This window comes from Shinella zoogloeoides (assembly GCF_030733845.1).
Lineage (GTDB): Bacteria > Pseudomonadota > Alphaproteobacteria > Rhizobiales > Rhizobiaceae > Shinella > Shinella zoogloeoides_C.
Window position 1 is genome coordinate 1833953 of record NZ_CP132311.1, and the last position, 19223, is coordinate 1853175.

Annotated in this window: 18 protein-coding genes; 6 read left to right on the forward strand and 12 right to left on the reverse strand. The window is 65.0% G+C overall.

Annotated features, from left to right (window positions below; genetic code table 11):
* From Q9316_RS10195 to rpiA, 5 genes are all read right to left on the reverse strand, one after another.
* Positions 1 to 396: a GFA family protein gene (locus Q9316_RS10195; RefSeq protein ID WP_306035051.1), complete on the reverse strand. Its 396-nt coding sequence runs from the start codon at positions 394 to 396 to the stop codon at positions 1 to 3.
* 122 nt (positions 397 to 518) lie between these two features.
* Positions 519 to 1892, reverse strand: coding sequence for a class II 3-deoxy-7-phosphoheptulonate synthase (locus Q9316_RS10200; RefSeq protein ID WP_226918817.1), 1374 nt, complete (start codon positions 1890 to 1892; stop codon positions 519 to 521).
* 153 nt (positions 1893 to 2045) lie between these two features.
* Positions 2046 to 3434, reverse strand: coding sequence for a glutathione-disulfide reductase (gene gor / locus Q9316_RS10205; protein WP_306035052.1), 1389 nt, complete (start codon positions 3432 to 3434; stop codon positions 2046 to 2048).
* Between the two features lie 220 nt (positions 3435 to 3654).
* Positions 3655 to 4194: a DUF2059 domain-containing protein gene (locus Q9316_RS10210; RefSeq protein WP_306035053.1), complete on the reverse strand. Its 540-nt coding sequence runs from the start codon at positions 4192 to 4194 to the stop codon at positions 3655 to 3657.
* An 18-nt stretch (positions 4195 to 4212) separates the two neighbouring features.
* Positions 4213 to 4911, reverse strand: coding sequence for a ribose-5-phosphate isomerase RpiA (gene rpiA, locus Q9316_RS10215; protein WP_306035054.1), 699 nt, complete (start codon positions 4909 to 4911; stop codon positions 4213 to 4215).
* A gap of 189 nt (positions 4912 to 5100) precedes the next feature.
* Here rpiA and Q9316_RS10220 point away from each other — a divergent pair, with 189 nt between their 5' ends.
* Positions 5101 to 5775 (forward strand): HAD family hydrolase, encoded by a 675-nt coding sequence (locus tag Q9316_RS10220; protein WP_306035055.1) that lies wholly within the window; start codon positions 5101 to 5103, stop codon positions 5773 to 5775.
* A gap of 26 nt (positions 5776 to 5801) precedes the next feature.
* Positions 5802 to 6593 carry an APH(3'') family aminoglycoside O-phosphotransferase gene (locus tag Q9316_RS10225; protein ID WP_306035270.1) on the forward strand — a complete coding sequence of 264 codons (792 nt, stop codon included), beginning with the start codon at positions 5802 to 5804 and terminating at the stop codon, positions 6591 to 6593.
* A 4-nt stretch (positions 6594 to 6597) separates the two neighbouring features.
* On the opposite strand, the gene Q9316_RS10230 is transcribed toward Q9316_RS10225, so the two are convergent.
* The gene (locus Q9316_RS10230) at positions 6598 to 8478 is read right to left on the reverse strand and encodes a L,D-transpeptidase family protein (protein WP_306035056.1); all 1881 of its coding nucleotides are present in this window, start codon (positions 8476 to 8478) and stop codon (positions 6598 to 6600) included.
* Between the two features lie 474 nt (positions 8479 to 8952).
* Here Q9316_RS10230 and fumC point away from each other — a divergent pair, with 474 nt between their 5' ends.
* From fumC to Q9316_RS10245, 3 genes are all read left to right on the forward strand, one after another.
* On the forward strand, positions 8953 to 10401 hold the full coding sequence (gene fumC / locus Q9316_RS10235) for a class II fumarate hydratase (protein ID WP_371877983.1): 1449 nt from the start codon (positions 8953 to 8955) through the stop codon (positions 10399 to 10401).
* Positions 10402 to 10567: 166 nt separating this feature from the next.
* On the forward strand, positions 10568 to 11638 hold the full coding sequence (locus Q9316_RS10240; RefSeq protein WP_306035058.1) for a GGDEF domain-containing protein: 1071 nt from the start codon (positions 10568 to 10570) through the stop codon (positions 11636 to 11638).
* 322 nt (positions 11639 to 11960) lie between these two features.
* Positions 11961 to 12608: a L,D-transpeptidase gene (locus Q9316_RS10245; protein ID WP_306035059.1), complete on the forward strand. Its 648-nt coding sequence runs from the start codon at positions 11961 to 11963 to the stop codon at positions 12606 to 12608.
* Between the two features lie 13 nt (positions 12609 to 12621).
* Here the strand turns inward: Q9316_RS10245 and Q9316_RS10250 are convergent, their stop codons facing one another.
* The 4 genes from Q9316_RS10250 to Q9316_RS10265 form a co-directional block, all read right to left on the reverse strand.
* The gene (locus tag Q9316_RS10250) at positions 12622 to 13368 is read right to left on the reverse strand and encodes a M15 family metallopeptidase (protein ID WP_306035060.1); all 747 of its coding nucleotides are present in this window, start codon (positions 13366 to 13368) and stop codon (positions 12622 to 12624) included.
* 37 nt (positions 13369 to 13405) lie between these two features.
* The gene (locus tag Q9316_RS10255) at positions 13406 to 13747 is read right to left on the reverse strand and encodes a hypothetical protein (RefSeq protein WP_306035061.1); all 342 of its coding nucleotides are present in this window, start codon (positions 13745 to 13747) and stop codon (positions 13406 to 13408) included.
* Between the two features lie 119 nt (positions 13748 to 13866).
* Positions 13867 to 14475 (reverse strand): pyridoxamine 5'-phosphate oxidase family protein, encoded by a 609-nt coding sequence (locus Q9316_RS10260; protein WP_306035062.1) that lies wholly within the window; start codon positions 14473 to 14475, stop codon positions 13867 to 13869.
* A 70-nt stretch (positions 14476 to 14545) separates the two neighbouring features.
* Complete coding sequence (locus Q9316_RS10265) at positions 14546 to 15454, reverse strand: alpha/beta hydrolase (RefSeq protein WP_306035063.1); 909 nt, start codon at positions 15452 to 15454, stop codon at positions 14546 to 14548.
* A gap of 48 nt (positions 15455 to 15502) precedes the next feature.
* On the opposite strand from Q9316_RS10265, the gene Q9316_RS10270 reads away from it, so the two are divergent.
* The gene (locus tag Q9316_RS10270) at positions 15503 to 15979 is read left to right on the forward strand and encodes a MarR family winged helix-turn-helix transcriptional regulator (RefSeq protein ID WP_306035064.1); all 477 of its coding nucleotides are present in this window, start codon (positions 15503 to 15505) and stop codon (positions 15977 to 15979) included.
* A 141-nt stretch (positions 15980 to 16120) separates the two neighbouring features.
* Here Q9316_RS10270 and Q9316_RS10275 read toward each other — a convergent pair whose 3' ends face one another.
* Complete coding sequence (locus Q9316_RS10275; protein ID WP_306035065.1) at positions 16121 to 17332, reverse strand: low temperature requirement protein A; 1212 nt, start codon at positions 17330 to 17332, stop codon at positions 16121 to 16123.
* Between the two features lie 10 nt (positions 17333 to 17342).
* A complete protein-coding gene (locus Q9316_RS10280) occupies positions 17343 to 19169 on the reverse strand; it encodes a monovalent cation:proton antiporter-2 (CPA2) family protein (RefSeq protein WP_306035066.1) in 1827 nt (608 codons plus the stop codon).
* Positions 19170 to 19223 lie beyond the last annotated feature (54 nt).

Genomic DNA, 19223 nt, shown 5'->3' on the forward strand with positions numbered 1-19223 from the left:
TCACCTGTTCTCGGCGAACTGCGGCGCGCCGTCGTCGATCTCGTAGTAGTCGCCCTTGTCGGCGCAATAGATATGCATGCCGATCTTCAGCCCGGTCGGCTGGTCGAAGGTGCCGGCCATGATCGACGTATAGTCGGTATTGTCGCCCTTCCAGAACAGCGCGGAGCCGCAGGTGCGGCAGAAGCCGCGGCCAGCCGCATCGCTCGCCCGATACCAGGTGACGTTCTCCCCGCCCTCGACGGTCAGCCCCTCGTCGCGCACATTGGTCGCGGCGTAGAAATGTCCGGTCTGCCGGCGGCACTGGCTGCAATGACAGGCGATGACCTCGCGCAACGGCCCAACGGTGCGGAAACGCACGGCGCCGCAAAGGCAATGCCCGGTATGTTCTTCGCTCATATATCCCCCCAAAACAAAACCGGGCCAGCTTTGCCAGCCGGCCCGGTCCTGTCAAATTCACATTCCTGAATGCATGCATCAGTCCCGCTAATTTACGGAACCGAAGCGTGAACGAAAGGCGATCAGCCGTTCACCACCATGCGCTTCTCGTCGCGGCCGCCCTTCATGCGCTCGGCAAGAAGGAAGGCGAGCTCGAGCGCCTGGTCGGCGTTGAGGCGCGGATCGCAATGCGTGTGGTAGCGGTCGGCGAGATCGTCGCCCGACAGCGCCCGCGCGCCGCCCGTGCATTCCGTCACGTCGTTGCCGGTCATCTCGATATGGATGCCGCCCGGATGCGTGCCTTCGGCGCGGTGGATCTGGAAGAAGCTCTCGACTTCCGACAGGATCCGCTCGAAGGGGCGGGTCTTGTAGTTGTTGAGCGTGATCGTGTTGCCGTGCATCGGATCGCAGGACCAGACGACCTTCTTGCCTTCCCGCTCGACGGCGCGGATGAGGCGCGGCAGGTTTTCCGCCACCTTGTCGTGGCCGAAACGGCAAATCAGCGTCAGGCGGCCGGCCTCGTTCTGCGGGTTCAGGAGGTCGATCAGCTCCAAGAGGCCGTCGCCGGTCAGCGACGGACCGCACTTGAGACCGATCGGGTTCTTGATGCCGCGGCAATATTCGATATGCGCATGGTCGGGCTGGCGCGTGCGGTCGCCGATCCAGATCATGTGGCCCGAGGTCGCGTACCAGTCGCCCGAGGTCGAATCGACGCGGGTCAGCGCCTGCTCGTAGCCGAGCAGCAGCGCCTCATGGCTGGTGAAGAAATCCGTCTCGCGCAGGTTCGGATGGTTTTCCGCCGTGATGCCGATGGCCTTCATGAAGTCCATGGTCTCGGAAATGCGGTCGGCGAGCTTGCGGTAGCGCTCGGCCTGCGGCGAATCCTTGACGAAGCCGAGCATCCACTGGTTGACGTTCTCGAGGTTGGCATAGCCGCCCATCGCGAAGGCGCGCAGCAGGTTCAGCGTCGCAGCCGACTGGCGGTAGGCCATGATCTGGCGCTCCGGATTCGGCACGCGGGCTTCTTCCGTGAATTCGATGCCGTTGATGATGTCGCCGCGGTAGGAGGGCAGCGTCACGTCGCCCTGCTTCTCGATGCCCGAGGAACGGGGCTTGGCGAACTGGCCGGCGATGCGGCCGACCTTCACGACCGGCTGCTGGGCGCCGAAGGTCAGCACCACGGCCATCTGGAGGAAGGCGCGGAAGAAGTCGCGGATCGTATCGGCGCCGTGTTCGGCGAAGCTTTCGGCGCAGTCGCCGCCCTGCAGCAGGAAGCCCTTGCCTTCGGCCACGTTCGCCAGCGCGCTCTTGAGGCGTCGTGCCTCGCCGGCGAAGACGAGCGGCGGAAACTTCGCGAGGCGCTCTTCGGTCGCCGCCAGTGCGGCGAGATCCGGATAATCCGGAACCTGCTGAATGGCCTTCTGCCGCCAGCTGCTCGGGGTCCAATTCTGTGCCATGATACTCACCTGTCCTGAAACGCCCGCCGAACAGCGAACGCCCCTCCGTTTTGAAGATGCGGGCTTATAAACCGTTAGATGGTTCTTGCATAGCCGAACTTCCAGCCAAGACTGCCCCGTTTGCGTCATGCGCCGGCATGAGGAAAACCGGCGTCAGACGCGCTGGCCGTTCCGCACGCGGTAGCTCGGCTGGTACATGGTCACCAGCTCTTCCGAGGCTGTCGGATGCACCGCCATGGTGCGGTCGAAATCGTCCTTGGTGACGCCGGCCTTCAGCGAAATGCCGAGGAGCTGCGCCATCTCGCCGGCCTCATGGCCGAGGATATGCGCGCCCACCACCTTCCGGTCAGCCGCGTTGACGACGAGCTTCATGATCGTCTTCTCCTGCCGCCCCGAAAGCGTCGCCTTCATCGGGCGGAACTCGGCGCGGTAGATTTCGAGGTCGTCGAACTTTTTCGCCGCCTCCTCCTCGCTGAGGCCCACCGTGCCGATCTCCGGCTGCGAGAAGACGGCGGTGGCGATGAGGTCATGGTCCGGCGAGACCGGATTGCCGCGGAACTCCGTCTCGATGAAGCACATCGCCTCGTGGATGGCGACCGGCGTGAGCTGCACGCGGTCCGTTACGTCGCCGAGCGCGAAAATGCCCGGCACGTTGGTGCGCGAATAGTCGTCGACGAGGATCGCACCCCGCTCGTTCATCTTGACGCCTGCCGTCTCCAGCCCGAGGCTGCCGGTGTTCGGCACGCGGCCGAGCGCCAGCATGACCTGGTCGACGGTGAGCGTCTCTCCCGCCTTGGTCGTCACCTTCCGGCGCCCGTTCTCGGCTTCAGCGACGCTGGTGATGATGTCCTCGCAGATGACGCGGATGCCCTTGGCGATCATCGCGGCCTGCACGCCCTGGCGCATGTCCTGGTCGAAGCGCGACAGGATCTGCTTGCCGCGATAGATCAGCGTCGTCTCGACGCCGAGGCCGTGGAAGATGTTGGCGAACTCGACGGCGATGTAGCCGCCGCCCGAGATCAGGATGGATTTCGGCATCTCCGGCAGGTCGAACGCCTCGTTCGAGGTGATGCAGAGATCGTGACCGGGAAGATCGACATGCGGCGTCGGGTGGCCACCGACGGCGATCAGGATGCGCTCGGCCGTCACCAGCTCGTCGGTCGCGGTCAGCCGGAGCGTGTTCGGCCCGACGAGCACGGCGCGCGTGGCAAGGATCGATGCGCCGGAATTTTCCAGCCCCTTACGGTAGAGGCCTTCGAGGCGCGTGATCTCCTTCTCCTTGGCGGCGACGAGCGCCTGCCAGTCGAAGCGCGTTTCGCCGACCTGCCAGCCGAAGCCCGCCGCGTCCTCGAAATGCTCGTGGAACTGCGAGGCGTAGACGTAGAGCTTCTTCGGCACGCAGCCGCGGATCACGCAGGTGCCACCGAACCGGAACTCTTCCGCGATAGCCACCTTCTTGCCCATGCTGGCGGCAAGACGAGCGCTGCGCACGCCGCCGGAGCCCCCGCCGATGACGAAGAGGTCATAGTCGAATGTCGTCATGTCGTGATCTCCTGCGGGCAAGGCTGGCCGGGCGGCCGTCTGACGGTAACCCGCCGGCGAATCCGTCGGCAGGCCCGACACATATAGGAACAGCGCGGCAAAAAGGAAAAGGCCGGGATGCCACCTTGGCTAGGCTTGCCCGCGGGATGGCGCGCCTGCCGCCGGCGATAGCAGGGCTACAATTGAAAAAGGCGGCCATTGGCCGCCTTTTCGTTCATCGTTACTGCTGCGGCTGCGTCGCGCCGCCATCGGCGGCGGGAGTGCCGATCATCGCGTCGAGCTTCTTGCCGCTTTCCGCGCGCAGGTCGCGGTCGACGCCGGTGGCCCAGATTTCGGCGGCCTTCATGACTTCGCGCGTGGCGATCGGGCCGTCCGCCAGCAGCTTCTTGCCGACGGCGGAGTTGTAGAACTCGGCGATGGCCTTGAGCTCGTCCTGCGTGAAGGTCTTGGCGTAGATGGTCGCCGCTTCCTTCTCGAGGTCGGCGCGACGCGGCGCGAGCGCAAGCGCCTGCTCGTCGACGACCGTGTTGATTTCGGCCTCGTGGTTCGGGGACGCCTGTACCAGCGTCGCCTTCACGCGGGCGGCAAGGCCCGGCAGGATGTCGTCGAAACGGCTCGTCGCGCCGATGGCGTCGATGGCGCCGCGGGCGGTCTTGATCTGCTCGTCCGTGACGTCCTGTGCCTTGGCGGCACCGGCAAGGCCTGCCGAAACGATAAGGGTCACCGCGAGGGTCCGGCCGAAACCAGCAAATTTGATCATGTCGGTCTGTGCTCCTGTCTATTCTTTCGCCGTCAGCGTGCGCGCACCAGCGGGTCCCGCGATGATGGCAAGCGACGCCATATTGATGAAGAGGCCGTGTTCGACGACACCCGGTATATCATTGAGGTTGCTTGCGAGCGCATCTGCATCAGGAATGCGGCCAAAAGATGCGTCGAGAATGTAGTGTCCGCCATCCGTGGTGAAGGTGCCGTCGCCGGAAGTGCGCAGCGCGATGCCGCCGGAAAGGCCGAGGCGCGAGGCCGCCTTCTCGATGGCGATGCGGGTCGAGACGAGGCCGAACGGATTGACCTCGATCGGCAGCTTGAAGGCGCCCAGGGTCTCGACAACCTTGGTCTCGTCGGCAATGACGATCATGCGGGCGGAGGCGCTGGCGACAATCTTTTCGCGCAGCAGCGCGCCGCCGCCGCCCTTGATCAGCCGCAGCCGGCCGTCCACCTCGTCGGCGCCGTCGATGGTGAGGTCGAGCTCCGGCAGTTCGTCGAGCGACTTCAGCGGCACGCCGAGTTCGACGCAGAGCCGCGCCGTGCGCTCGGAGGTCGGCACGCCCTCGACGCGCAGGCCCTCGGCCACCTTTTCCGCCAGCAGCCGTACGAATTCCTCGGCGGTCGACCCGGTGCCGATTCCCAGCCGCATACCGTCTTCCACATGGGCGAGCGCGGCCTCGGCGGCCTTGATCTTCATTTCCCGGGCGTCCATGCCCCCAAGCTCCTTGAAAGAGTGCGAACCGGCGCAGGCGGCCGGATTTCCGGTGAGACACTTACACGCCCTGAATGGCAAACGAAAGCCAAAATCGCCGTATCCCCGCGACGCGAAAGCCGATTGCAAATGCCGGCGGCATCGCATACCGGAGAAGTCTCCTCCCTCCTCTCCCCGCAAGGTTTGCCCATGTCCGCTTCTCTCGTTGTCTTCGATCTCGACGGTACACTCATCGATACGGCGCACGATCTCGTGGCGAGCCTCAACCACACGATCGGCCTGGAAGGCCTGGAACCGGTCGGCTACGGCGACCTTACCTATCTCGTCGGCCATGGCGGCCAGGTCATGATCAAGCGCGCCTTCGCGCTGCGCGGCCGCGACATTTCCGACAGCGATCTCCAGCGCATGCTCGGCGCGTTCGTCGAGCATTATTCCGACGGCATGCCGGGCGTCTCGGCGCCCTTCCCGGGCCTTGCCGACGCCATGGACCGGCTGTCCGGCGCCGGGTACCGGCTCGCCGTCTGCACCAACAAGCTGGAGGGCCTTGCCCGCCGCCTCATCGATGGCCTCGGCTTCACGGACCGCTTTTCCGCCATCACCGGCGGCGACACCTTTGCCGTGCGCAAGCCGGATGCCGAACACCTCTTCGGCACGGTCCGCCTTGCCGAGGCCGACCCCAGGCGCACGGTGATGGTCGGCGACAGCCTCAACGACATGCTCGTCGCCCGCAATGCCGGCGTGCCCTCGATCGGCGTGCCCTTCGGCTATTCGGACGTACCGGTCGCCGAGCTTGAACCGAGCCACGTCATCACCCATTTCGACGAACTGACCCCCGATCTGGTGGAGCGCCTGCTCGCCCGCTGAACGACAAGGAGCGCACTTTGGACTGGATGGAAACGCTGCTCGACATCCGGTCCGGTTGGACGCCGGTCCATGAGGGCGAATCCGGCGACCGTATCTTGCGCAGCGATGACGGGCGCCGCTATGCCAAGCTGGCTCAGGGCGCGCGCGCCGGCGAACTGGCCGGCGAGCGGGAGCGTCTGGTCTGGCTCGCCGGCAAGGGCATCGCCTGCCCCGAGCCGGTCGCATGGCACGAGAACGGAAACGGCGCCTGCCTGATCATGAGCGCCATCCCCGGCGTTCCGGCCGTGACCCTTTCCGGCCCGGATCTCATGAAGGCCTGGCGCTCGATGAGCGAACACCTTGCCGCCGTGCATGCGCTTCCCGCCGACGACTGCCCTTTCGGCAAACACCTCTCCACGATGTTCGCGCGGGCCGCAGACGTCGTGGCGCGCGGTGCGGTGAACCGGGATTTCCTGCCGGACGAAGACAAGGCCATGCCGGGGCGGGATTTGCTGAATCGCGTGGAAGCGGAATTGCCGCTACGGCTGGCGCAGGAGGCAGCCAGCCTCGTCGTCTGCCATGGCGATCCGTGCCTGCCGAATTTCATGGTCGATCCCGCAACGCTGCGCTGCACGGGCCTGATCGATCTCGGCCGCGTCGGCGTGGCGGATCGCTATTCCGATCTCGCGCTGATGCTCGCCAATGCCGGGGAAAGCTGGTCGAACGAGGAAGAGGCGAAGGAAGCCTTCGACATCCTCTTTTCCACGTTGGAAATCGAGGCGCCCGATCGGGAGCGCCTCGCCTTCTATCTCAGGCTGGATCCGCTGACCTGGGGCTGAGCGGTCAGCCCTGTACCTGCCGCGCCGTGCGCGTCGCGGTGAACGCCTTGCGCATGTAGTCGTCACGCGCGTAGACGTCGTCGAAATATTCGACCTTGCCGTCCTTGTTCGGCCATGCGGTGAAGTAGGCAACGTAGATCGGGATGTCCGCCTTGACGCTCAGCGCCTTGTTGCGGCCGCCCGCGATCTCCTTGCCGACGTCTTCTTCCGTTACGCCCAGCACCGCCGCCGCCATCTTGCGCGGCTCGGCAAGACGCACGCAGCCGTGGCTCAGTGCCCGCATGTCCTTCTTGAAGAAGCTCTTGGAGGGCGTGTCGTGCATGTAGATGGCATGGCTGTTCGGGAAGAGGATCTTCAACTCACCCAGCGCATTGTCGCCGCTCGGGGGCTGGCGCACGGAAACGCCGGCCGTCGAACCGTACCAGTTGACCGAAGACGACGGCACGGCGCGCCCGCCGACAGCCACCTCGTATCCCATGCGGTCGAGATAGGACGGGTCGTTCCTGAGCTTCGGCAGCATCTCGTTGATGATGATCGACTGCGGCACGCCCCAGTATGGATTGACCTCGACGGTCTGCACGCGGTCCTGGAAGAAATAGGTCTGGTTCGACTTCGAACCGACGACCGTGCGCATCGAGAGCTTTTCGGCGCCGTCCTCGTAATAATAGACCTGGAAAGCCGGCTGGTTGATGAAGACGTGACGCGCGCCGAGATCGACCGGCAGCCACCGCGCCTGCTCCAGCGCCACCTCGACCTTGGCGATCTTGTCGGCGACGGAATCGCCGCCCACCAGCTTGCGGATCGAGGCCTTGCCGACGACGCCGTCCGGCTTCAGGCCGTTTTCCTTCTGGAAGGCTTCGACGAGGGCGACCAGCTCCGGCGTGTAGTCCGGTGTGCCCTGATAGGTCGCGATCGTCACCGAATGGTCGGTCTTCAACGCGTCGGAACCGTGCTTGACGATGCCCTTGACGATATTGGCAAGCTCGGGATTGCTCTGGCCGGGCTTCAGCAGCGTACCGTCGGGGATCACCACCCGGTCCTCGCTTCCGGTCTCCGCCTTGAGCCTGGCAAGCTCGGCCTTCAGCGCCTGGAAGTCGCCGCTGGCCGGCGAGCGGCTTTCCAGATAGGCCTTGACGTTGCCGCTGAGCGCGACGTTCTTCAGCGCCGCGACGAGGTTGACGTCCTTGCGCTTGAAGTCGTGATAGCCGGAAATCCGGTTGGGATCGATGCGACCGCGCACGGCGTCCTGCACATAGGTCGCGACGGCCGAGGAGAGCGCGATCTCGAAGGTCGCAAGCTCGCTGTAGCGTTGGTTGATGTCGATGCCGTCGAAGTGGTCGGACGGTATCTTCACCGCATAGTCCCAGGGATCGAGGCCGACGGTCGCGGCATCGGCCAGCACCGCGATCGCGGTCTTCGCCTTCTCGCTGATGCCGGTGCCGTCGATCCAGACGAACTTCTTCTGCCCGCCATAGAACGTCTCGACCGCCTTGGCAGCGTCCGGGGTGGCGCGCACGTTCACGGTCGAAAAGGCGGCGCGGATACCGGCATCGCCGGCCGGCGCGACGTCGGCGGAAATCGAACTGGTCACGACCGGATCGGCCAGCTTGTCGACGGCGACGCGCTTCAGGGCGTCGGCCTTGTAGGCGTAGTAGCGCGGGCCGGTGACGCGCGGCAGCGGCTTTGCCGCCTGCTTCGTCTCCGCGCCCGGCATCGAAAAGCCGTTGTCGACGCCCGGAAGCTCCTCGCGCTTCGGTTCCTTCTTCTTGCCGCCGCGGATGAAATCCATCAGCGTGATGGCATTGGCGGGCGCGGCATGGAGCGTGATCGTGGCGCAGGAAACAGCCAGCGCGGCGGCCAGCACGGCAGTCTTTGTCAGCTTCATATATATTCCATTCCCCGTATGAACCGCACATCGCGGTCTCTGGCGGCGCCCGAACCAGCAGGCCGGTAAGTTATAGGAAAGGATGGTGAATGAAAAGGAAACGCCCCTCCCCGCCAACCCTCCGCAACCGCACGAAACCGTTATGTCGGAGCCTGGCAGGCATGACGGATGAAGCCGCGTAAAAATTTGAATCGACGCGGATTTTTTGCTTTCCGCCAGGTTTCCGATCGGCGCCGCGAAAAAAATGCAGAAAAAATGAGCCGGGGGTTGTGATGGAAAAGGCACAACCGCAAAGGCGCCCCTGCCGGCCATGCGCCGACGGCTCCGACGCCTAATCGATTTTAACCGAAAGTCTCGTCTCCGGCGGGCATTCCGCGCTTGCAACCGGGTCGCAGATGGGCCAGAGATTTGCGCGATTTCGCGCCAGCGCGGGCCTCCCCAAAACGCCCGCGCTCGCCCGGCCTGCCGCGCCCCATGCGGCGGCATCGCCGGCGGCAGGACGAAGGCATGGGCTTTAAAGCGGGAAGCACAATGACATCGACGCGCACGGAAACGGATACATTCGGCCCCATCGAAGTGGACAACAGCCGCTATTGGGGCGCGCAGGCCCAGCGCTCGCTCGGCAACTTCAAGATCGGCTGGGAAAAGCAGCCGCTGTCGGTCGTGCGCGCGCTCGGCATCGTCAAGCAGGCCGCCGCCCGCGCCAACATGGAACTCGGCCGCCTCGACGCCGACCTTGCCAAGGCCATCACGGACGCCGCGCAGGAAGTCATCGACGGCAAGCTGAACGACCACTTCCCGCTCGTCGTCTGGCAGACCGGCTCGGGCACCCAGTCGAACATGAACGCCAACGAGGTGATCTCCAACCGGGCGATCGAAATGCTCGGCGGCGTCATGGGCTCCAAGAAGCCGGTGCACCCGAACGACCATGTCAACATGAGCCAGTCGTCGAACGACACCTATCCGACGGCCATGCACATCGCCTGCGCCGAGCGCATCGTGCACGACCTGCTGCCGGCGCTGAAGCACCTGCACGCCGCGCTCGAAGCCAAGGTCAAGGCCTTCGAACACATCATCAAGATCGGCCGCACGCACACGCAGGACGCCACCCCGCTGACCCTCGGCCAGGAATTCTCCGGCTATGCCGCGCAGGTCGCCTCCTCGATCAAGCGCATCGAGCTGACCCTGCCCGGCCTGTGCGAGCTCGCCCAGGGCGGCACCGCCGTCGGCACCGGCCTCAACGCCCCCGTCGGCTTTGCCGAAAAGGTCGCCGACCACATCGCCGCCATCACCGGCATCGCCTTCAAGACCGCGCCGAACAAGTTCGAGGCGCTCGCCGCGCACGATTCGATGGTCTTCTCGCACGGCGCGATCAATGCCGCCGCCGCCGCCCTCTTCAAGATCGCCAACGACATCCGCTTCCTCGGCTCCGGCCCGCGCTCCGGCCTCGGCGAACTGGCCCTGCCGGAAAACGAGCCCGGCTCGTCCATCATGCCCGGCAAGGTGAACCCGACCCAGTGCGAAGCCCTCACCCAGGTCTGCGCCCAGGTCTTCGGCAACCATGCCTCGCTGACCTTCGCCGGCAGCCAGGGCCATTTCGAACTGAACGTCTTCAACCCGCTGATGGCCTACAACTTCCTGCAGTCCGTCCAGCTCCTGTCCGACGCCGCGATCTCCTTCACCGACAATTGCGTCGTGGGCATCGAGGCGCGCGAGGACAACATCAAGGCGGCGCTCGACCGCTCGCTGATGCTCGTCACGGCGCTCGCCCCGAAGATCGGCTACGACAACGCCGCCAAGATCGCCAAGACCGCGCACAAGAACGGCACGACGCTCCGCGAGGAAGCCGTCGGCGGCGGCTACGTCACCAATGAGGAATTCGACGAGGTTGTGCGCCCCGAAAAAATGATTATGCCGGGTTGAGACAGGCTTTTTGAATATTCAACCGTCGGGGCCGCAGATCATTGGATTTGCGGCCTTTTTTCTTTCCGCTTTCCCTTACGGAACACACAACCGTTAATCATTCCCAAATCTTTTGCGCACTATTTTACGGGATGGGAGCCAACACGGAAAATCAGGAGCAGCCGATATGAACACGGCAGTTGCGCAAAAGGTCCAGGTGCCGGATATCGCGGCCCAGGTGACCTATGCGATGCGCATAATGGGTGTCTCTCCCATCCCGCGGAACTATGAGCTGTTCTACGAGGCCTATATCGGCTCGAACCCCAAGCTGACGCGTGAACTGGCGGCCCTCGGCAGCAAGGCCTCGCAGGAAGAGCTCGACGAGATCGGCGAACAGTATTTCGGCCATCACCACGGCGCGACCTCGATCGACGGCGTGCATTCGAAGATCGTCGGGGAGCTTGAAGGCCTGCTGCGCCTTCTCAAGCAGGAGCAGACCTCGCTCGAAAGCTACAACCGGCTGCTCGACGAGACCTTCGTGCGCATCACCAGCAAGAACGCCACCAGCGTCGACATCATCAAGAGCGTCATCGGCGTGCTGACGGAAGCGACCGGCGACAGCATCTCCCAGGGCAAGGAGATGGTGGAGAACGTCACGCAGAAGTCGCGCGAGATGGAGAACGTGCGCAAGGAGCTCGACGAGTACAAGCGCATCGCCAACACCGATTCGCTGACGCAGCTTTCCAACCGCCGCGCCTTCGACGACAAGCTCTCGGCCATCTACAATTCGACGATGTCGCACAACGTCACCGCGCTGATCCTGGCCGATATCGACCATTTCAAGAAGATCAACGACACCTACGGTCATCCGGTCGGCGACAAGATCCTCGCCTCCGTCGGCAGCCTGATCCGCGCCAATGTGCGCAAGGACATCCTGGTCGCCCGCACCGGCGGCGAGGAGTTCGCGATGATCGTGGAAGGCAATACCGAGGAAGAGGCGATGGCGATCGCCGAGCGCATCCGCATTGCGCTGGAGCACACGCCGTTCAAGAATTCCAAGACCGGCGTCAACTACGGCCCGATCACCATCTCGCTCGGCTTCTGCATGGCCTCCTGGGCGGAAGGCCCCGGCGAACTCTATTCCAAGGCCGACATCGCCCTTTATTGCGCCAAGAACGGCGGCCGCAACCGCACCATGGCCTTCGAGGACGGCATGAAGAAGGATTTCGCCAAGAGCTGGCTGATCTACCGGAAATAGGCAGACCGAATCGTCCCGAAAACGGCGCCCTTGCGGCGCCGTTTTGCGTTTCGGTAACGAAATTTACGCCCCTGCCAAATCCGGCGGAACCGTGACCGGCTTCAAGCGTTTTCGTGGCAAAGGAGGAGCATGCCATGCAAACCGGATTTCTTGAAATGACGATGATCGCCGTCCTGATGCTGAGCAGCCTCGTCTGGATTCAGCCCTTCTGACGGCCTGTTCCCGCCGGAACATCGCGGCCGGCGGCCCTGTCCTAGAAAGTCCCCATCAGAACACGACGCCGGGTATGAACGCACCGGCCCTTCAGACAGGGACAGGACACATGAACAAGCTCGCCATCGCCCTCCTCGCAGGCCTTCTTTCCACCGCAGGCACCGCCTTCGCCGCAGACAATGCCGTCGATCCGATCGAGGTCGCATCGCTTTCCTCTTCCGCGCAGAAGACCGGCTGGCTGCAGGTGCTCTCCGGCGGCAAGCCGGTGAAATCGGAAAAGAAGATCGCCGCCGTCTCCCGCGCACCCATCGCCCGCGAACTCGTCGCCTTTGGTGAGAACATCGCGCCCGGCACGATCATCGTCGACAATTCCGAGCGCCGCCTCTACCACGTTCTCGGCTCCGGCCTCGCCATGAAATACGCCGTCAGCGTCGGCCGCGAAGGCTTCATCTGGACCGGCTCGGAAAAGGTGACGCGCAAGACCGAATGGCCGACCTGGACGCCGCCGGAAGACATGCGCGCCCGCGAGGCGAAGAAAGGCAAGATCCTGCCGGTCTCGATGAAGGGCGGCCTGGACAATCCTCTCGGCTCGCGCGCCATCTATCTCGGCTCGACCATCTACCGCATCCACGGCACCAACCAGCCGTCCTCGCTCGGCAAGGCGCAATCCTCCGGCTGCATCCGCATGGCGAACGAGGACGTCGAACACCTCTATGCGCAGGTGACGACGGGCGCGACGGTCATCGTTCGCGACTGAACGGACGACCACTTCAGCGGCAGGCCGAAGCGCCTGCCGCCTTTGCGATGGCGATCAGTTCGGGGCGGTATTCGAAATGCATGGTGTCGTAGTGATACCAGCGCCCGCCCCAGACATATCCGTGCCGCTCGAATATCTCGACAATCTCCAGCGGATATTTGTTGGCATAGTTCGGCACCTTGCCGGGCTTGCCGCCGGACCAGATCCAGTAATCCGCGTACTTCGTGTTGAGGTCGAAGGCGGCGCCGAAACTGTGCACCGACATGTTCCTGGCGCCCGAAACCTTGCGCCAGTTGAACGTGCCGGCGGACGGGGCGAGATAGCGTTTCAGCGCCGGCCTTGCCGCAAGCTCGTCCCGCACCTTTTCCAATGCCGCCGCCGCGCCCTGCCGCTTCGTCACGCGCAAGGTCGTGCCGAACCATTTTACCGGCACGAGATCGGCTTCCACGGCCTTCGCCGACGCCCCGTAAAGCCGCATCATCAGCGCATCGCTGCGGATACGGCCGGGATCGGCATCGACCGCCGGCTTCAGGTCGCAGGCACCGAGCGGATAGGTCTGCTGGAGGCTGTCCTCGATATCGCCGCCGGCAAGCGCGGCCTGGTGGTCCTTGGCCTTGCCGTCGTCGATCTCGATCGGCGGCCCGCCGTCGCTGAAGACGAGCGCATTGCCCTCAACGCCGGAGAGGCTTTCGGGATAGGCCTCCACCAGGAGCCTGAGGCGGGCCGTAAGGTCAGGGTCGGCCGCGCCGGCCGCAGGCATGCCCGCCACCAGCGCGATTGCAGCGGCAAGTCCGCGCCTAGTCCACGGAGATATTGATATAATCGCCTCCCGCGCCGCGCCAGATTTCCACGTAGACGCGCACGTCGCCGTTGAGCAGCTTGCGGGCCGCGCTGCCCTCGACCCGGCCGTTGCGGATCATGCGCTCGGCAAGGTCGCGGTTGCGGGCGGAGGCGAAGAAACCGTCGACATCGTCGCCGGGCTGGCGAACGCCGAAGCGGTGCACGTTGGCACGGTCCTGCCGGATGACCTGCCAGGGCTGGGTCAGGCGCTCGTTGCTGGAATTGTAGAGATCATCCTGGCCGATATAGGCATTGTAGCTTTCCAGCAGCTCGTCGGCCCGCGCCGTGGTCGAAGCCAAAAGTACCGCCGCGCAAGCTGCCGCAAAAATTCCTGTCCGCATTTCCTACTCCAAAATCCGGCCGAAGCCGTTCACAATCAATGACAAGACGGGTCGGGGCGGCAGGATATTCGCAGCCCTCACCACATCGTCTTGACGGCCCTGCCCGGCCATTCCCGGTCATAGGCTGCGCCATCGAAACCCGCCTTGGCCGAAGCGAGCATCTGACCCACCGTCGGCAGCAGGGACGTATCGCGGAATTTCTCCGGGTTCCAGAGGTCGGCGCGCAATACGGCCCGGGCGCATTGCGAATAGACCTCCTCGATGGTGATCACGACGACTGAACGCGGATGCTTGCCGTCCATGACGAAGCGCTGCGTGATCGCTTCGTCGATGCGCACGACGGCGCGGCCGTTGAGGCGCATGGTCGTGTTGGAGCCGGGAATGAGGAACATCAACGCCACGCGCGGGTCACGCACGATGTTGGAGAGCGAATCGATGCGGTTGTTGCCGCGCCAGTCCGGCAGCATCAGCGTGCGTTCGTCCTCGATGTGGATGACGGCGCCCGCATCGCCGCGCGGCGAGCAGTCGAGCCCTTCCGGCCCGACGGTGGCGAGCGCCATGAAGGGCGAGGCCTCGATCATCGCGCGATATTCGGGCAGCAGGTGGTTCGTCACCTTGACGAGCGAGGCTTCGCCCGGCGCGCCGTAAAGCGCGTTCAACTGGTCGACCGAGGTCACGATGGCCATGCTTTCCTCCTGTGCTCTGCTCCTCGCGGCGCATCGCACCCTTGCATGACATGGCCGTGACGAAAAGCCGTCAGGCGGCGATGCGCCGCCCGTCCTGCGCGAAGAAATCCACGATGCGGTCGATCACCGGCTCGGCCGAGACGATGCGGCGGTGGCCGAGGCCGTTCGCCCATTCGAGCGTGACGTTCGGCCCGGATGCGGCATAGCGCCGGGCATGCATTGCCGGCACCTCCTTGTCGTCCTCCGCATGGATGACGAGCATCGGCGTTTCCAGCCGCCCTGCCCCGTTCGCCGCATCGAAGGCCGAGAGTGGCGCTCCGGCGATGCGCTCGACATGGCCTTCCAGCGCATCCTGCGCCCTGGCGCCAAGTTTCAGGAAGCGCCCGAGATCCTTGAACAGCCAGGTCATCTCGCTCGGCGAGCCGATGGTGACGAGCCGGCGCGGCCGGTGGGCGGGAACGGAGGGAACGAGCCCGCTCGCCGCGCAGGCCAGCGAAGCCCCGCCGAAGGAATGGCCGCAGAAATAGTCGAAGCCGCCGAACCGCTGCCAGGCCGCGTCGATCGCCCGCACCGCCATTGGCAGGGTCAGCGTGCGCCCGCGCGAGGAACCGTGGCCCGGCAGGTCGAGCGCCACCACCTCGTGCCCGGCGGCGACGAGCCCTTCCGTCAGCGCCGAAAGATAGGCCGCGCGCGAGCCCCAGCCGTGCACGACGAGCACGCGGCCGGCAAAGGCCTCGCAGGGACGCGCGGCGAAGCGGTGCGCGACCGCCGTGCCGCCGGCAAAGCGCAGCTCAACATGCTCCGCCTGCTGCATCCACGCCTGGGAGCGCGCGAACAGCTCCTTCTCCTTCGCCGTGCGCGGCCGGCGGCCGGGCGTCGTCGCGAAGAGGCGGAAGGCGGCGCGGCCGGCCGCATCGGGAGAAACCTTGGCGACGCCGGAAAGCGCCAGACGGATGACCTTCAAGCCAAAGGATGCCATAGTGGGATTCCGTAAAAAATGTTCAATGCTGAACAATAAAGTACAACGATGAACAAAAATCAAGCCTTCCCTTGGGATCACCCGCGCTTTCGCAGCTGGATCGGCGTGGCGCGTGCCTGCCAGCTCATGCAGCAGGCGATGACCCGGGCGATTTCGGAGCTCGACATCAAGACGCCGCATCTCGACATCCTGATCAATCTCTACCGCTTCGACGGCATTTCCCAGCAGGAGCTGGCGCGTAAGCTGCTGGTCGGCCGCTCGAACATGAGCATGCTGCTGCCGCAGCTCGAAAAGCGCGGCCTGATCGAACGCAGGCCCGATGCGAAGGACAAGCGCATATTGCGCCTTTCGCTGACCGGGGCCGGCCGCGACCTCACGATGCAGGCCATGGCCATCCAGACCGGCCTCATCGAACGCATCATGTCGCAGACCCCGGCCGACCGCTGCCTTCAGGTGGCCGAGGCGATGGAGGACATCATCCACATCCTCCAGACGATGGATATGGGCGAGCCGGAAGAGGCCTAGGACCGATCGACATTCAGTTCAGGCCGAGCCGAAAATGGTGCTTTTGCGCGACCCGGAGCGCAGCGTACTTTCGGTACGTGAGCACCGGAAGCGCGGAAAAGTGCCGTTTGCAGGCCGGCATGGGCTGAATGTCGATCGGTCCTAAACCGTCGCCACGTCGTCCGCGCGTGTCGATTTGAGCGACAGGAATTCCCACAGCGCGACGCCGAACAGCACCGCGGCGGCGGCCATGAAGAGCTGGTAGGGTTCGACGAACGGGACGAGGACCGAAAGCGAAAGCAGCGCCGCAATGCCGACGAGATGCGACAGCGGCGAGCGGCCGCGGATCGCCGCCTTGAACCAGATGTTGCCGAGAAGGAAGACGACCGGCCCGCCGATGATGGCGCTCGCCGTCTTGAAATCGACCGGGCCGTGCGGATGGGCGAGCGCGAACTCTTCAGCCACCGCCGACAGGATGATGCCGGCGACGATCGGGATATGGGCATAGGTGAAGGCCGTCCGCGCGATGCGGCCCGGCGTTGCCGAATGCTCGATCTCGTGCGCCGCCTCGCCGTGGCCGAAGCGGAAATAGATCCACCACATGGTGGCGGTCGACAGGAAAGCGGCGGCGAGCAGGATGATGGTGAAGCCGTCGAGCAGTTCCATGCCGGCGACCGTGCGGCCGGTGACGAGGATCGTCTCGCCGAGGCAGATGATGACGAAGAGCGCGCAGCGCTCCGCCATGTGCTCGCCGGAAACCGGCCAGTCGCCGACCGTCGAGCGGCCGAGGCCCGGCACGGCGAAGCCGAGCGCCGGCGACACATATTCGATGCCGAGCGCGACGAGCCAGAGCGCCAGCCGCGCCTCCTGCCCGACGAAGGCGCCCGCCAGCCAGAACACGGCGGAAAACACCGTCCAGATCGTGATGCGCGTGAAGTTCCGGCTGTTTTCCGGCCAGTCGCGCCGCATCACATAGGCGGTGAAGGCGGAGCGGCCGATCTGCATGGCGACGAAGGTGAGCGCGAAGAGCAGGCCGCCGGCACCGAAGGCCGTCGGAATGGCGATCGACAGCATCAGCCCGAGGAACATCAGCACGAAGAGCAGCACGCGCACCGGCGCCTTGTCCGGATCGAGCCAGTTCGTCACCCAGGTCGTGTCGATCCACACCCACCAGATGGCTAGCGTCAGCATGGCCGCTTCCAGCAGCCCGAGCGCCGAGTAGTGCGCAGCCAGTGAATGGGAGAGCTGGATGATCGTCAGGACGAAGATGAGGTCGAAGAACAGTTCCGCGAAGGCGACCTTGCCCTCCTGCGCGGTGCCGCGCGCGCGAAGGCACGCGGAATGGGCGAAACGCTGGTCGTCGGCCTCTGTCATTGTCCCGTCCTCAGCCGGCCTGTTCCTCTGCATGGCGCTGCCGCTCCTCCTCCGCCGCCGCGCGTTCGCGCGCGGTGCGCGCCGCGACGATATCGGCCGGCTGCGCATTGCCGCGGATCAGCTGGCGGCCGGCATAGATGCCGCCGACGGTTTCGAGCGCAAGGCGCTCCTTGTCGGTGTCGCGGAACTCCTCCACCACCTCGGCGGCAAGTTCCTCGTCCTCGCCAAGCGCCTTCAGCGTCTCCCGGCTGAAGATCATCGCGGATTCGAAGGTTTCGCGGATCTGGAAATCGACGCCCGCATGCACGAGGTCGATGGCATGGCCGCGATCATAGGCACGCGCCAGGATCGGCACCAGCGGAAACTCATCGCGCACCACCTCAGCGATCTTCACGGCCGCTTCCTTGTCGTCGAGGCAGATGAGGATCGCCTTGGCCGTCGCCGCGCCCGCGGCATGCAGGATGTCGATGCGCGAACCGTCGCCGTAATAGACCTTGAAGCCGAACTCGGAGGCGTCGCGCACGAATTCCGCGTCCTTGTCGATCAGCGAGAGCGTGTAGCCGCGCGCCAGCAGCGGCTGGCTGACGATCTGGCCGAAGCGACCGAAGCCGATCATCAGCACCGTGCCCTCGACATTCTCCGGCAGCGTCAGGCCCTCGGTGGAGGGCTGCTGCTTCGGCACGATGCGGTCGTGCAGGATCACCATCAGCGGCGTCAGGATCATCGAGATGATGATCGTCGCCGTGAGGATGGCGTTCTCCTCGCCGTCAAGGATCCCGGCGGCGACGGCGGCGGCATAGAGCACGAAGGCGAATTCGCCGCCCTGCGCCATCAGCACGGCGCGCTCCAGGCTCTCGCTGTGGCAGGTGCCGACAAGGCGCGCGACGACATAGATCAGCAGCGTCTTGGCGATCATGTAGCCGATGACGCTCGCCACGACGAGCTGCCAGTTGGCGGCGATCACCGCAAGGTCGATCGCCATGCCGACGCCGAGGAAAAACAGGCCGAGCAGGATGCCGCGGAACGGCTCGATATCCGCCTCGAGCTGGTGGCGGAAGGAGGATTCGGAAAGCAGCACGCCGGCAAGGAACGCGCCCATCGCCATCGAGAGGCCGGAAAGCTGCATGGCAAGCGCCGAGCCCAGCACCACGAGCAGCGCCGCCGCCGTCATCACCTCGCGCGCGCCGGAGGCGGCGAGCACCCGGAAGAGCGGATTGAGCAGGTAGCGCCCGGCCAGAACCAACGCCACGATGGCGCCGATGGCGATGCCGACCGCAAGCCAGCGGTCAGACGCATCCGCCGCCGCCGCGCCCGTGCCGAGCAGCGCGACGATGGCGAGCAGCGGCACGATGGCCAGATCCTCGAACAGCAGGATGGCGATGATGCGCTGGCCCTTCAGCGTCGACATCGTGCCGCGCTCCTGCAGCATCTGCATGACGATGGCAGTGGAGGTCAGCACGAAGCCGGTGCCGGCGACGAAGGAGGGAACGAGCGGAAAGCCGAAGGAAAGCCCGATGCCCGTCAGCGCCGCCATGGCGCCAAGCACCTGGAACGCGCCCAGCCCGAAAATATCCTTGCGCATGCCCCAGAGCTTGGAGGGCTGCATTTCGAGGCCGATGATGAAGAGAAACATCACGACGCCGAGTTCGGCGACATGGATGATTGCCTGCGGATCGGCAAAGAAGCCGAAGCCGAACGGACCGATGGCGAGGCCCGCGGCGAGATAGCCGAGCACCGAGCCGAGCCCGATCTTCTTGAACACCGGCACGGCCGCGACCCCCGCCGCCAGGAGCACGACAACCTGGGTGAGATCGTTAGCGTTCGCTTCTGCTGCCAAAGGCCATCTCCGGTCTTCGCTGGGTGGACGCAACCTTCGGCAGGCAGTCCAGGA

Coding starts and splice junctions, on each gene's coding strand:
- Q9316_RS10195 (WP_306035051.1), bottom strand. CDS start 396: ATGAGCGAAGAACATACCGGGCATTGCCTTTGCGGCGCCGTGCGTTTC.
- Q9316_RS10200 (WP_226918817.1), bottom strand. CDS start 1,892: ATGGCACAGAATTGGACCCCGAGCAGCTGGCGGCAGAAGGCCATTCAG.
- gor (WP_306035052.1), bottom strand. CDS start 3,434: ATGACGACATTCGACTATGACCTCTTCGTCATCGGCGGGGGCTCCGGC.
- Q9316_RS10210 (WP_306035053.1), bottom strand. CDS start 4,194: ATGATCAAATTTGCTGGTTTCGGCCGGACCCTCGCGGTGACCCTTATC.
- rpiA (WP_306035054.1), bottom strand. CDS start 4,911: ATGGACGCCCGGGAAATGAAGATCAAGGCCGCCGAGGCCGCGCTCGCC.
- Q9316_RS10220 (WP_306035055.1), top strand. CDS start 5,101: ATGTCCGCTTCTCTCGTTGTCTTCGATCTCGACGGTACACTCATCGAT.
- Q9316_RS10225 (WP_306035270.1), top strand. CDS start 5,802: ATGGAAACGCTGCTCGACATCCGGTCCGGTTGGACGCCGGTCCATGAG.
- Q9316_RS10230 (WP_306035056.1), bottom strand. CDS start 8,478: ATGAAGCTGACAAAGACTGCCGTGCTGGCCGCCGCGCTGGCTGTTTCC.
- fumC (WP_371877983.1), top strand. CDS start 8,953: ATGCGGCGGCATCGCCGGCGGCAGGACGAAGGCATGGGCTTTAAAGCG.
- Q9316_RS10240 (WP_306035058.1), top strand. CDS start 10,568: ATGAACACGGCAGTTGCGCAAAAGGTCCAGGTGCCGGATATCGCGGCC.
- Q9316_RS10245 (WP_306035059.1), top strand. CDS start 11,961: ATGAACAAGCTCGCCATCGCCCTCCTCGCAGGCCTTCTTTCCACCGCA.
- Q9316_RS10250 (WP_306035060.1), bottom strand. CDS start 13,368: ATGCCTGCGGCCGGCGCGGCCGACCCTGACCTTACGGCCCGCCTCAGG.
- Q9316_RS10260 (WP_306035062.1), bottom strand. CDS start 14,475: ATGGCCATCGTGACCTCGGTCGACCAGTTGAACGCGCTTTACGGCGCG.
- Q9316_RS10265 (WP_306035063.1), bottom strand. CDS start 15,454: ATGGCATCCTTTGGCTTGAAGGTCATCCGTCTGGCGCTTTCCGGCGTC.
- Q9316_RS10270 (WP_306035064.1), top strand. CDS start 15,503: ATGAACAAAAATCAAGCCTTCCCTTGGGATCACCCGCGCTTTCGCAGC.
- Q9316_RS10275 (WP_306035065.1), bottom strand. CDS start 17,332: ATGACAGAGGCCGACGACCAGCGTTTCGCCCATTCCGCGTGCCTTCGC.